Here is a 13,625-nt window from a genome sequence, read left to right as displayed (position 1 = left end):
GGGGAACTAAATTCAAGTGAAAAAAATTTTATTGTTTATCTGTCTAGCACTACTAATTATCACGGCCTGTAGTAATAGTAAAGAAGAACCTGTGAAGGCGAGAGAACCATTGAAGAACAAAGAAAAGCTTCAACTATCTATTTGGTTACCTGAATGGCAAATCAAATCTGCCATCGAGGATGTAGAAAATTCAGAACATGGCTTACAAGACATTCGCGTTTTTGGTGCTTATTTTAATGAGAATGACCAATTATTATTAACTGAAGATACGATAGAAATGTTGAAACAAACACAGCAACAATTTAATGAATCACATCAAGTGATACTTACGTTAATTAACGACACTGTTACAGATAACGCCCCTTCAGTTCAGAAGGATAGCACGTTATTAAATCGGTTGTTTCAAAATGCGCCATCAAGGCAGCGACATATTGATAATATTTTGCAAGTTGTTGACCAATACAATGTGAATGGTATCGAAATTGATTATGAAAAGGTTGCTAAAGAGGACCTTCCTGGGTATGTCCGTTTCCTAAACGAACTTTATAAACAGTTATCAAAAAAAGGTATTTCATTACATGTCGTACTAGAGCCTAGCTTCCCATTTGATGTTAAATTGCCAAATGGACCTAAATATACAGTGATGGCTTATAATGTGCACGGATATCATAGTGGTCCAGGTGCAAAGGCAAACTTTTCATTTTTAAATGACTTAATAAAAAAAATTAAGAAGTCCAATCAAAAACTAGCGATTGCTTTTGCAACTGGCGGATTTGAATGGGTAAATCAAGGAAAAACAGTTGCATTAACAGAGATAGAGGCAGAGGAATTACTGAACAAAACGAAAGCGGTTAAACAACGAGATAAAGCAAGTGGTGCTGTATATTTCACGTATGTAGATGAACAAAAAGTGAAGCATGAAGTTTGGTATGCCGATCAGGAAACACTTGAAAAATGGACAGCACACGTACGAAAGAAACGCTACAATGAGATTGTTTTATGGCGTGCCGGAGGTCTAAGTTCGAAAACGTTACAATGGATTAACGAACAATCAGTGGAGTGACGGATTCGATTGCTAGAGAGACAGATGGCACAGGTGAAGTAGTGGATAGAGAAGCCAGAGAGACGGAATGAATCATCAAAGCGACGGATAGAACCGCCAGAGCGACGGATAGGATCATCGAAGTGACGGAAAGAACGGCCAGAGCGACGGATAAAATCGTCAGCGACGGATAGGATCATCGAAGTGACGGAAAGAACCACCAGAACGACGGATAGGATTATCAAAGCGACGGAAAGAACCACCAGAACGACGGATAGGATTATCAAAGTGACGGAAAGTACTGCTAGAATGACGGATAAAATCGCTAGTGACGGTAAGAACCATCTAAATCCACAAAAAAATCGCCACATACGGCGATTTTTTTTATTGGAATTGAGAAAGTCGTGAAAAGAAATTGGTAACGAAGTCTAAAAATATTTTTTCTGATGGAGCAATTTCGCGGTTTACGGGTGAAATAATACCGACTGTTCTTGGAATTGTAGGTGATTTAATCGGTACCTTTACTGTGAAACGAGCGGCTGAATCATATAGGGAGCTTTCTGGTAATAAGCTAACCCCAATGCCCGCAGCGACAAGTCCTTTTAGTGCATCTAAGTCCTCACCCTCAGAGATGATGTTTGGTAAGAAGCCGGCAGCGCGACAGGCATCCATAGCTACTTTATGTAGTATATAGCCATCTGGGAATAATACAAATAAATCATTACGTAAATCAGCAAGTTGAATACTTTCTTTTTTGGCTAATGGATGTTTTGCTGGCAGTAATGCAGCGATATTTTCAGTAAATAATATGGTTGAACGAATTGTTTCGTCCTTCGGTGGAAGTGGGCCTAAAAAAGCTAAATTTAACTCGCGGTTTTTGACTGCATCGATTAAAAAACGATAAGAACCTTGACGGAGTTGGAATTGCAAATCTGGATATTCACGCTTAAAGGCAGAAATAACAGTTGGCAATACATAACTAGCTAAGCTTGTTGGAAAGCCGATTTTTATCGTACCTTTAGCAGGATCTAAATATTCTTCAACTTGCTTAGCGGCAAAATCAATGGCTTTTAAAGCAGTAATGGTGTGCTCGAGAAATGTTTTTCCAATCGGTGTTAATTTAACATTGCGTCCTACACGTTCAAAAAGTGGTGTGCCTAATTCATCTTCTAAATTAGCAATTTGTCGGCTTATTGCAGATTGAGCAACATGAAGATGTTCGGCAGCCTCTGATATGTGTTCGCGTTCAGCAACTTCAACAAAATATCGTAATTGACGTAACTCCACTAGATATTCACCTCTATTAATCGAAAAATACGATTGATTATTCTTCAATTATATACTATTTAAAATGAAAGTTACCGTAAATAAACAAATGTTAGCTAGCGAGCTTTAATAGAAGGAGATGCTCAGAAACTTCATTGGAGCTCAAGAAGAAAAGTAAAAATGAAAAAGAGAATTAAAAGAAGTTGCATTATCTTCAATTGTTAATTTTGGCTATCATCAAAGTTTAGGATGATATCTGAAAAATATGTTAAATGAATAGGCTGATTGGAGTGGAGGCCGGACGCCCCTAGGAAGCTCTGCTCTGCGCGAAAGCGAAGCGACAGCGGCAAAATGTTTTAACTGCGCGAAAGCGTAGCGCAGCAACAAATGTTTTAACTGTGTGACAGCAACAAAGCGCCCAGCTGGAACGGAAATCATCCCCCACGATATGATGGAAAATCTTTTTTTTGAACTAGAACTCTATAAATTTCTTTCCCTTATTTGATTCTATTCTAATAAAAAAGGTTATAGTATTGGTACTGTTCTTTATACATTTCTGTCACAAAACCGCTACAATTAGCGATTCCTGAGGGGTTTCCACTATGTAGCTAGATGAAATCCATTCTCAATTAGGTTTATTTTATTGAAAATACGGGGAGTTGATTCTCATTGTCAATAACGATTAGCAATATTTTGAAAATGCTTACAAACTCTTTGTTTTTAAGGATTGTTTCAAAGAAAAGTGAAAGTGATTGAAATGGTTTGCATAGAGAACGATTTTCAGTTAAGATTAGAATGATGATAATTAAGGGATGGTTCACCATTCACTGAACACACTATGGAGGTATTTTATGTCAACTTTAGTTATTAAAGATCTTCACGTTGAAATCGACGGGAAAGAGATTTTAAAAGGCGTAAATCTTACGATCAATACAAATGAAATTCATGCAATCATGGGACCAAACGGAACTGGTAAATCAACACTAGCTTCTGCAATTATGGGTCACCCTAAATATGAAGTAACTTCTGGTACAGTTGAGCTTGATGGCGAAAATGTACTTGAAATGGAAGTAGACGAGCGTGCTCAAGCAGGTTTATTCCTAGCTATGCAATATCCTTCTGAAATCGCTGGTGTAACAAATGCTGACTTCTTACGTTCAGCTATCAATGCACGTCGTGAAGAGGGCGATGAAATTTCTCTAATGAAATTTATCCGTGAATTAGATAAAAACATGGAATTCCTTGAAATGAATGAAGATATGGCACAACGTTATTTAAATGAAGGTTTCTCTGGCGGTGAGAAAAAACGTAACGAAATTCTTCAATTAATGATGATTAAACCAACTTTCGCAATTTTAGATGAAATTGACTCTGGTCTTGATATTGACGCGCTTAAAGTTGTTTCAAAAGGAATCAATGCAATGCGTGGAGAAGGCTTCGGCTGCTTAATGATCACTCACTATCAACGTCTACTTAACTACATTACACCAGACCATGTACACGTAATGATGCAAGGCCGTGTTGTTAAATCAGGTGGCGAAGAGTTAGCACAACGTTTAGAAGCGGAAGGCTATGACTGGATTAAAAAAGAATTAGGTATCGAAGAAGAAACAGAAGAACAAGAAGCATAAGAGGGAGGACGAACTAGCATGACAGTGGAACTTAACTTGCCTGTAACAGTACAGGACGTGCGCTCGTTCTCAGAAGCAAAGGGAGAACCGGCTTGGTTTACTGAGCTTCGCGCGGCAGCACTAGACAAAGCAACTGGTTTAGATATGCCAAAACCAGACAGAACAAATATTACAAAATGGGATTTCTTAAATTTCCCAACTCATACAGTTGACAGTGAAGGATTTGCTTCACTTGATGCTTTACCAGAAGAAGCGAAAGGTTTAATTGATCTTGAAGCACAAGAAAACCTTTATGTTCAACGCAATAATACACCAGCTTTCATTAAAACATCACAAGAATTAGCTGATAAAGGTGTTATTTTTACAGATATCTTAACGGCGGTTCGTGAACACGGTGACCTTGTTAAAAAGTACTTCATGACAGAAGCTGTTAAAGTTGATGAGCATAAATTAACTGCGCTTCATGCGGCACTTGTTAACGGTGGTGTATTCGTATACGTACCGAAAAATGTAATTATTGAACAGCCACTTCAAGTTATCTTCTTAAACGATAACGCAGAAGCTTCATTATATAACCACGTGTTAGTTGTAGCTGAAGCAAATTCAGCGGTAACATATGTTGAAACATATATTTCAACGGTTGAAGAAGCAAAAGGTCAAGCAAATATTATTGCTGAAGTAGTAGTTCAAGACAATGCACAAGTTACTTACGGTGCGGTTGATGTACTTGCGAAAGGATATACTACTTATGTAAATCGTCGTGGACGTCTAGCTCGTGATGCGAAAGTAGATTGGGCTCTTGGCTTAATGAATGACTCAGATACTATTTCTGAAAACATTACACATCTAATCGGTGACGGTTCTAATGCTGATACAAAAACAGTCGTTGTTGGTCGCGGTGAACAAAAACTTAACTTCACTACTGAAGTTCGTCACTGGGGTAAGAACTCAAATGGTCATATCTTAAAGCATGGTGTAATGAAAGATGCGGCACAATCAATCTTTAACGGTATTGGCTACATCGAACACGGTGCGACAAAAGCGGATGCACAACAAGAATCACGTGTGTTAATGCTTTCTGAAAAAGCTCGTGGCGATGCAAACCCGATTCTATTAATCGATGAAGACGATGTAACAGCAGGACACGCAGCATCTGTTGGCCGAGTTGATCCACTACAACTTTACTACTTAATGAGTCGTGGTATCTCGAAAGCAGAAGCAGAGCGCCTTGTTATCCATGGATTCCTTGCGCCAGTTGTTACGCAATTACCAATCGAAGGCGTTCAAAAGCAACTGACGGAGGTTATTGAAAGGAAAGTTCGCTAATGATGAATAAAGACATTAAAAGCTATTTCCCAATTTTAAATCAGGAAGTAAACGGTCATAAACTTGTTTACCTTGATAGCGCAGCCACTTCTCAAAAACCTATTCAAGTAATTGAAGCGATGAAGCATTATTATGAATTCGATAATTCCAATGTTCACCGTGGTGTGCATACATTAGGTAATCGTGCTACTGACAAGTATGAAGGGGCACGTGAAAAGGTTCGTAATTTTATTAATGCTACTTCAACACAAGAAATTATTTTTACTCGCGGTACTACAACTGCTTTAAATACAGTAGCAGCAAGTTATGGTCGTGCTAATGTGGCTGATGGTGATGAAATTGTCATTACCCACATGGAGCACCATTCCAATATTATTCCTTGGCAACAGCTTGCAAAGGAAAAAAATGCAACACTGAAATATATTGAGCTTGAAGCAGATGGCACACTTAATCTAGAAAAGGTTCGTGCGACAATTACACCTAAAACAAAGATTGTGTCGGTGTCGATGGCGTCAAACGTACTAGGAACGATTAACCCAATTAAAGAAATCGCTCAAATTGCGCATGCTAATGGTGCGGTAATGGTAGCGGATGCTGCACAAGCAGCACCACATATGAAAATCGATGTACAGGATTTGGATGTAGATTTCTTAGGGTTCTCAGGTCATAAAATGTGCGGACCAACTGGAATAGGTGTACTATATGGTAAAAAAGAACACCTTGAAAAGATGGAGCCAATTGAATTTGGTGGCGAAATGATTGACTTTGTTGGACTTCATGAGTCGACGTGGAAAGAATTACCGTGGAAATTTGAAGGCGGAACTCCTATTATTGCAGGTGCAATAGGTTTAGGAGCTGCTATTGATTTCTTAACTGAAATTGGGCTAGATAAAATTGCGGAGCACGAGCATAAGCTTGCAGGCTACGCGATGGATCAGCTTGAAACAATTGACGGACTTAAAATTTTTGGCCCACGTGACCCGATGAAGCGATGTGGCCTTGTAACGTTTAACCTAGACGATGTACATCCACATGATGTGGCAACGGTTCTTGATATGAGCGGTATTGCTGTTCGTGCAGGACATCATTGCGCGCAGCCATTAATGAAATGTCTTCAACAAGTAGCGACAGCGCGTGCAAGCTTCTATCTGTACAACACAGAAGAAGATATTGACCGCCTAGTGGCAGGGTTACGTTCTGCGAAGGAGTATTTTGGCGATGTCTTTTAATAATTTAGATCAACTATATCGTTCAGTCATTATGGATCACTATAAAAATCCTCGTAATAAAGGATCTATAGAAAACGATGCTGTAACGATTGATATGAACAACCCGACTTGTGGAGACCGTATTCACTTAACGCTAAAAGTGACTGACGGTATTGTCGAGGATGCGAAGTTTGATGGCGAAGGCTGTTCAATTTCGATGTCTTCTGCATCCATGATGACGCAGCTCATCAAAGGTAAAAAAATTGATGAAGCATTAGAGCTTGCTGATATTTTTTCTAAAATGATGATGGGTGAAGACTATAGCGATAAATATGACCTTGAGGATGTTGAGGCACTACAAGGTGTTTCTCAATTCCCTGCACGTATTAAATGTGCAACATTAGCTTGGAAAGCGATGGAAAAAGGTGTTAAGGAATAAATAAATCCTAATTTCAAGTGAAAGCATTATTTGTGCTTTCACTTGAAGTAAGGTTATTGAGCATTAAACAAAATAACAATTATTTATGAACGGAGGAGAAAAGATGGCTAAAAAAATGCCTGATATTGGCGATTACAAATACGGATTCCATGACAAGGACGTATCAATTTTCCGTTCAAAACGTGGTTTAACTGAAGAAATCGTCCGTGAAATTTCTAATATGAAACAAGAGCCAGAGTGGATGCTTGAGTACCGCTTAAAAGCACTTGAAACTTTCTATACAAAACCAATGCCGCAATGGGGTGGCGACCTAGGAGATTTAGATTTTGATGAAATTACGTATTACGTAAAACCATCAGAAGCTACACAAAAATCTTGGGATGAAGTACCTGATGAAATTAAAGCTACTTTTGATAAATTAGGTATTCCAGAAGCAGAGCAAAAATACCTTGCAGGTGTATCTGCTCAGTACGAATCTGAGGTTGTTTATCACAACATGAAACAAGACCTTGAAGATCTTGGTATTGTGTTCAAAGATACTGACTCAGCTTTACGTGAAAACGAAGATATTTTCAAACAATACTGGGGCAAAGTAATTCCTTACACTGACAACAAATTTGCTGCACTAAATTCAGCAGTTTGGTCAGGTGGATCATTCATCTATGTACCACCAGGTGTAAAAGTGGAAACGCCATTACAAGCTTACTTCCGTATTAACTCTGAAAACATGGGTCAATTCGAACGTACGTTAATTATTGTAGATGAAGGCGCACACGTACACTATGTTGAAGGTTGTACAGCTCCTGTTTACACAACAAACTCTTTACACTCAGCAGTAGTAGAAATTGTTGTACGTAAAGATGCATACTGCCGTTATACAACTATTCAAAACTGGGCAAACAACGTTTACAACCTAGTAACAAAACGTACAGTTGTTGAAGAAAACGGTACAATGGAATGGATCGACGGTAACATCGGTTCTAAGTTAACAATGAAGTACCCAGCTTGTATCCTTAAAGGTGAAGGCGCTCGTGGTATGACATTATCAATCGCATTAGCAGGTAAAGGTCAACACCAACACGCAGGTGCGAAAATGATTCATATGGCACCAAACACATCTTCAACAATCGTTTCTAAATCGATTGCCAAACAAGGTGGTAAGGTAACATATATGGGTCAAGTTCGTTTCGGCCCTAAAGCAAGTGGTGCACGTGCTAATATCGAATGTGATACGTTAATCATGGACAACCAATCTACTTCAGATACAATTCCATACAACGAAATCTTAAATGATAATGTTTCTTTAGAGCATGAAGCGAAAGTTTCAAAAGTATCAGAGGAACAATTATTCTACTTAATGTCTCGTGGTATTTCTGAAGAAGAAGCGACAGAAATGATCGTAATGGGCTTCATCGAGCCATTCACAAAAGAATTACCAATGGAATACGCAGTAGAAATGAACCGTCTAATCAAGTTCGAGATGGAAGGTTCAATCGGATAAAACTTTTAAAACCCGCCACAACATGTTTGTGGCGGGTTTTTCCATCTTTGAAAAAATTAGAAGAGCTATAGCGACGGATAGAGCTTTGCTTGGATATGTCGTTCTGATGGATCAAGATGACAATATAGAGTTTGAGCCTTTTATTCAACAGCTCAGCGTATTTGTGAATCTAATCCCATTTATCAAATTAGCAATCGAGGGCGAGTTTTTATATTTTTTATAAAATAGTTGACTTATTTTTAAGTTGTAACTATAATGGTTACAGCTGGAGGTGATGAAGATTAAAATTAGCAGTCGTTTTACAATCGCTGTGCATATTTTATCAATCATCAAACAAAATCCATCGACCATTTGCACATCGGAATTTATGGCGGAAAGCGTAAATACAAATCCGGTAGTAATTAGGAAAATAGTGTCCTATCTTAAAAAGGCAGGTATAGTGCAAGTGCGCCGTGGAACAGGAGGAGCTTCTTTGATCAAAGATTTGGATGCTCTTACTTTGCTAGAGGTTTTTCGTTCAGTAGAAGTTGTAGAAGAAGATCGGTTATTTCATTTACATGAAAATCCAAATCCTGATTGTCCTATAGGTGCCAATATACAGGCTGTATTAGAGCTAATTTTAGTGCAAGCACAAGAAGCTATGGAGCAAGTATTAGCCAATATTACTATGGAGCATGTAATTACATCTTTAATCCGTGAGGTGCAACAATCACAATAAATGCATTCCTGAATGCATTATTTATTTGACTTAGTTGTAACTAAAATGGTTACAACTAAAAGAGAAAGGGAGGTTTAAGTGGTGACTCTTAAAATAAAAGCATATTCGGATTTTATTTGTCCTTTCTGTTTTTTAGGGAAAGGGCCATTAGATGAAATTGCAAAAGAAAAGAATATTGAAATAGAGTGGATGCCATTTGAGTTAAGACCTGAACCATATCCGAAAATTGACCCTTGGAAAGAGCCGGCTAAATTAGGATCATGGGATTCCTATATTCTCCCTACAGCCAAAAAGCTAGGGATTGATATGCGATTACCGCGTGTATCGCCACATCCTTATACAAATTTAGCTTTTGAAGGATATCAATTTGCTAAGGTGCTTGGAAAGGGAAATGAATTTCATCATAGAATTTTCACAGCGTTTTTCCAAGAAGAACAAAATATTGAGGATGTAGAAGTGTTAACTCGATTAGCGAATGAGGTAGGTTTACCTGCAGAAGAATTCAAAGAAGCTTTACGTTCAGGTAAATATCGGGAAGCTCATCAAGAAGCTTTAAAGCATGCTTATGAAGAGGCGAATATTACTGCCGTTCCTACATTAATTATTGGTGATGAAATGATCCAAGGATTAGCTAGTAAAGAAAGACTAGCACAAGTGATCGATCAGCAATTAAAAAAGTAGGTTATGTAAATGATTTAAACAGTAGTATATAAATTAAAGCTACTTGTAAAAATCTGTGTAGATAAATGAATCTTATTAAAATTTGGAGGAATTACAAATGTCAGTAACAACAACTAATTTAAAAGAAGCAATTATTAATCGTCGTTCAATCCGTAAGGTGAAAAAGAACGAAGCAATTACAAAAGAAAAAATTGAAGAGCTATTAAAAATTAGTGTACATGCACCGTCTTCATTTAATATGCAAAGTGGACGTGTAGTAGTTTTAATGGATAATGAACACGAAAAGTTTTGGAACATTGTCAAAGAAACATTACGTGCACGTGTGCCAGCAGAAAATTTTGCAGCGACTGAAGAACGCTTACAAGGCTTTAAAGATGGCGTAGGGACAATTTTGTTCTTTGAAGACCAAGCAACAATCAAACAAATGCAAGAAAACGCGCCTTCTTATAAAGAGCAATTCCCATTCTGGTCACATCAAGGAAATGCAATGTTACAATACGCAACATGGATGTCTTTAACTACTGAAGGGATCGGCGCATCTATTCAGCACTATAATCCAATTATTGACGAGGAAGTTAAAGAAACTTGGAATATTCCTGCAGAATGGAGTCTTGTAGCTCAAATGCCATTTGGTGAACCAAATGAACAACCAGGAGAAAAAACTTCTTTACCTTTTGAAGATGTAGTGAAGTTTTATTAATTAAAAATCTAACTACAATTAAACCCCATTAAGTGGACACGGTTCACTTAATGGGGTTTCTAACATATTAGTTAAATGAAAACTCGTATCCTACATAGTTAAAAGCATTGGAAAACCCTGTATTTTCTGCTGCAGCGATGGATGGGTTATTTGAGTCCATACAATCCCAATATGGAATCGAACTTTGCGTTAAGTAATCTTTTACAAAATAGTGAGCTAACTTTTGGGCTAATTTATTTCCTTGGTGAGCTTCTAATGTTTCAATGTCAATACAGTGGATACTCTCAACGACAAAGCCTGAAAAACAAAGACTAATAATGTAACGATCGTAAACGATACAGTATCCGATCCCTTTATTCAAGAAACACTCAATTGAAGACCAAAATGATAATAGAGTGTAAAAATGCAGGGTTTTTAATTGTGTTATCTTCAAACAGAGCGTTGTCAATTTTTAAAACAGTGTAGCCTTCTTTAATATCTGGCTTATTATTCGCTTTATAGTTTTCTTTATGAAGCTTATATACTCTTTGCTTCCAACTACCAAGTTCCCGATGTTTAAATATTTTTTCAATCGTTTGATCCCACTTTTGATGATTACCAATGCCTTCGAAGTAATACAATCCCACTTTTTTCGCTTCTGGTACAATTACTTGATCAATAAAGTCGTTAATTTGATTATTAAATTGTTCATTATCTTCATTTCCTATAAAAAGAAATCCATCATTGTTCCCTAACCAAATAAGTGCTGATTGAGGTTTGTCGATTTGATCAACAAATATTCGTCCAGGATTCACTCCCTCTACGACAGATTTTACTTCTAATTGACCGTGCTCATTTAACAAAGCTTTACACCTGTAAAATTCATTTTTCGGTAGTTCAGTAATCATTTTAGTCAAATCCCCTTCGCGTTAAATTTCACATATTTTGTTTCATCACCAAAGTTTGGGGTGACATTTATAAAAAAGTATATGATGCATATAAGTTGATTGGAGTGGAGGCTGGGCGACTCCTCGGGGAACAGCGATAGAGGAACGAAGGCGTTATAACATCCTGTGATAACGCCTTCGTGACCAACATCATGCCGCTGTCGCTACGTTAGCACTACGCTTTCGCGCAAAAAACATCTGTTGGCCCAAGAGGCTCATCGAACGCACCCAGGATGCTCTGCTCTGCACGAAAGCAAAGCGTCAGCAACAACGAATGTTTCATCTGTGCGAAAGTGAAGCGGCAGCTACAAAGCCCCCAGCAGGAACGGAAATCAACCCTACGTTTTGCTGATAATCCTATATTTTATCGTATGTGTAAATTATGGTAATGTACATATTTACCTTATTTAAGAACTATGATTTTTTTACGATACGTTTAATTAGAAGGTGTATGCTATGATAAATATACATGAAGGAGGGAGTCACATGATTATAGTTGGATTAACTGGTTGGGGTGATCATCCTTCACTTTATAGTGGAGTGACTGCCTCAAAGGACAAATTATTCGATTATACAGGTCATTTTTTAACGGTAGAGGTAGATACCTCTTTTTATGCCATACCTTCTAAAGAGAATGTTCGGAAATGGTGTGAGGATACACCCGGAAATTTCCGTTTTGTTGTGAAGGCTTATCAAGGAATGACTGGTCATTTACGTGGCGACATACCGTTTGAATCGAAGAATGACATGTTTAATGCCTTTATCGATTGTGTTAATGAATTTAAACGTCATGGGAAGCTAGCGATGGTATTGGCACAATTCCCACCGTGGTTTGATTGTCAGACTAAAAATGTACAATATTTATTGTATATTAGGCAGCAGCTTAAAGGCTTTGACGTAGCTATTGAGTTTCGCAATCGAACATGGTATGCGGACAATGTAGTGCAGCAAACAATGGATTTTTTACGAGAGCATCAATTCATTCATACAATTTGTGATGAACCGCAGGCTGGCGTAGGCTCAGTACCTTTTTATCCTACGGTTACTGCAACAAAGGCACTTGTACGTATTCATGGACGTAACATTCATGGATGGCGCAATACTGGGAATGCCGAAAACTGGCGGAAAGTTCGCTTTTTATATGATTATAATAGGGAAGAGTTACAGCAGATGGGACAGCATATAAAACATCTCCAATCAGAAGTGCAGGACCTATATGTATTATTTAATAATAACTCAGGGCTTCATGCCGCTAAAAATGCAAAAGAGTTACAAGGAATTTTAGCGATTAGTGATGTAGGGTTAGCGCCTAAACAATTAAACATGTTTGAAGGGGAACTATAATGGAATTTTTTCTTTTAATTATTATTGCATTATTATCTGGGGTAATTGGCTCATTGGTTGGGCTTGGCGGAGGAGTTGTCTTAGTTCCAGCAACATTATTCGTTGGGTTAAATCTAGGGATGATTCCAGATATCACTCCTCAAAAAGTGGTTGGATTATCTGTTGTCATGATGATTTTCACTGGACTTGCTTCTACACTAAGTTATATGAAATCTAAAACAGTAGATTACAAAAGTGGTTGGATTTTTTTTATAGGGAGTATTCCGGGCACAATGTTGGGCGCATGGGTAAATAAGGGGCTAGATTTACCATCATTTAATTTATATTTTGGTATTTTACTTATTATTTTAGCGACGATATTACTTGTACGTGATAAATTGAAACCAGTAGAATGGTTTGTAAAAAACGGTATGCAACGAGAGTTCGAAGATCAAGAAGGAAATACCTATGTATATGGGTATCCAATTTGGTTTGCCATTGCATTAACGTTTTGTATTGGCTTTGCCTCAGGGTTATTTGGTATCGGTGGAGGCTCGATGATTGTGCCTGCAATGATAATTTTATTTTTATTCCCACCACATGTAGCTGTGGCAACATCGATGTTCCTAGTATTTTTATCGTCGCTTGTTAATTCAGCGAGTCATATTTATTTAGGAAATGTGCCTTGGCTTTATACGATTCCTGTTATTCCAGGAGCTTATATTGGAGCAAAGCTAGGGGCAGCATTAAATAAAAGAATTAAATCAGATACGCTTGTAGTAGCACTTCGAGTTATTTTATTATTATTAGGAATTCGTTCTATTATCGAAGGATTATTGTAATGTTGATATTTATAAATCGAAT

14 protein-coding genes and 1 pseudogene are annotated in these 13,625 nt (G+C 37.7%); 12 read left to right on the top strand and 3 right to left on the bottom strand.

Features of this window, described 5'->3' with window-relative positions:
• Nucleotides 1–16: 16 nt before the first annotated feature.
• Nucleotides 17–1,063: a glycosyl hydrolase family 18 protein gene (locus ABNX05_RS20265; protein WP_349661355.1), complete on the top strand. Its 1,047-nt coding sequence runs from the start codon at nt 17–19 to the stop codon at nt 1,061–1,063.
• Nucleotides 1,064–1,222: 159 nt separating this feature from the next.
• On the opposite strand, the gene ABNX05_RS20260 is transcribed toward ABNX05_RS20265, so the two are convergent.
• Together ABNX05_RS20260 and gltC are read right to left on the bottom strand one after the other, a co-directional pair.
• Nucleotides 1,223–1,387, bottom strand: a complete 165-nt coding sequence (locus ABNX05_RS20260; protein WP_349661354.1) for a hypothetical protein — start codon at nt 1,385–1,387, stop codon at nt 1,223–1,225.
• A gap of 39 nt (nt 1,388–1,426) precedes the next feature.
• The gene (gltC, locus tag ABNX05_RS20255; RefSeq protein ID WP_349661353.1) at nt 1,427–2,329 is read right to left on the bottom strand and encodes a glutamate biosynthesis transcriptional regulator GltC; all 903 of its coding nucleotides are present in this window, start codon (nt 2,327–2,329) and stop codon (nt 1,427–1,429) included.
• A gap of 830 nt (nt 2,330–3,159) precedes the next feature.
• On the opposite strand from gltC, the gene sufC reads away from it, so the two are divergent.
• The 9 genes from sufC (at nt 3,160) to ABNX05_RS20210 (ending at nt 10,512) form a co-directional block, all read left to right on the top strand.
• On the top strand, nt 3,160–3,939 hold the full coding sequence (sufC, locus tag ABNX05_RS20250) for a Fe-S cluster assembly ATPase SufC (protein WP_068985348.1): 780 nt from the start codon (nt 3,160–3,162) through the stop codon (nt 3,937–3,939).
• 18 nt (nt 3,940–3,957) lie between these two features.
• Nucleotides 3,958–5,265 (top strand): Fe-S cluster assembly protein SufD, encoded by a 1,308-nt coding sequence (sufD, locus tag ABNX05_RS20245; RefSeq protein WP_349661352.1) that lies wholly within the window; start codon nt 3,958–3,960, stop codon nt 5,263–5,265.
• Entirely contained in the window at nt 5,265–6,494 is a 1,230-nt protein-coding gene (locus tag ABNX05_RS20240) for a cysteine desulfurase (RefSeq protein WP_079561482.1), read from the top strand. Before sufD ends, ABNX05_RS20240 begins: the two co-directional genes overlap by 1 nt.
• The gene (gene sufU, locus ABNX05_RS20235) at nt 6,484–6,912 is read left to right on the top strand and encodes a Fe-S cluster assembly sulfur transfer protein SufU (RefSeq protein ID WP_349661351.1); all 429 of its coding nucleotides are present in this window, start codon (nt 6,484–6,486) and stop codon (nt 6,910–6,912) included. The genes ABNX05_RS20240 and sufU overlap by 11 nt, the downstream gene beginning before the upstream one ends.
• Before the next feature lie 103 nt (nt 6,913–7,015).
• Nucleotides 7,016–8,413 carry a Fe-S cluster assembly protein SufB gene (gene sufB / locus ABNX05_RS20230; protein WP_031417705.1) on the top strand — a complete coding sequence of 466 codons (1,398 nt, stop codon included), beginning with the start codon at nt 7,016–7,018 and terminating at the stop codon, nt 8,411–8,413.
• A 22-nt stretch (nt 8,414–8,435) separates the two neighbouring features.
• Nucleotides 8,436–8,636, top strand: coding sequence for a hypothetical protein (locus tag ABNX05_RS20225; protein ID WP_349661350.1), 201 nt, complete (start codon nt 8,436–8,438; stop codon nt 8,634–8,636).
• 57 nt (nt 8,637–8,693) lie between these two features.
• Entirely contained in the window at nt 8,694–9,131 is a 438-nt protein-coding gene (locus tag ABNX05_RS20220; protein ID WP_349661371.1) for an Rrf2 family transcriptional regulator, read from the top strand.
• Nucleotides 9,132–9,212: 81 nt separating this feature from the next.
• A complete protein-coding gene (locus ABNX05_RS20215; RefSeq protein ID WP_349661349.1) occupies nt 9,213–9,812 on the top strand; it encodes a DsbA family oxidoreductase in 600 nt (199 codons plus the stop codon).
• 97 nt (nt 9,813–9,909) lie between these two features.
• The gene (locus ABNX05_RS20210) at nt 9,910–10,512 is read left to right on the top strand and encodes a nitroreductase family protein (protein ID WP_349661348.1); all 603 of its coding nucleotides are present in this window, start codon (nt 9,910–9,912) and stop codon (nt 10,510–10,512) included.
• 67 nt (nt 10,513–10,579) lie between these two features.
• On the opposite strand, the pseudogene ABNX05_RS20205 reads toward ABNX05_RS20210, so the two are convergent.
• Nucleotides 10,580–11,399, bottom strand: a pseudogene (locus ABNX05_RS20205) (GNAT family N-acetyltransferase).
• 525 nt (nt 11,400–11,924) lie between these two features.
• Here ABNX05_RS20205 and ABNX05_RS20200 point away from each other — a divergent pair.
• Both ABNX05_RS20200 and ABNX05_RS20195 read left to right on the top strand, forming a co-directional pair.
• Entirely contained in the window at nt 11,925–12,782 is an 858-nt protein-coding gene (locus tag ABNX05_RS20200; RefSeq protein ID WP_349661347.1) for a DUF72 domain-containing protein, read from the top strand.
• The gene (locus tag ABNX05_RS20195) at nt 12,782–13,603 is read left to right on the top strand and encodes a sulfite exporter TauE/SafE family protein (RefSeq protein WP_349661346.1); all 822 of its coding nucleotides are present in this window, start codon (nt 12,782–12,784) and stop codon (nt 13,601–13,603) included. Before ABNX05_RS20200 ends, ABNX05_RS20195 begins: the two co-directional genes overlap by 1 nt.
• The last annotated feature ends 22 nt before the right edge of the window (nt 13,604–13,625 follow it).

The organism is Lysinibacillus zambalensis (genome assembly GCF_040183165.1).
Classification (GTDB): Bacteria; Bacillota; Bacilli; order Bacillales_A; family Planococcaceae; genus Lysinibacillus; species Lysinibacillus zambalensis.
This window is presented reverse-complemented; position numbering and strand designations above follow the sequence as displayed.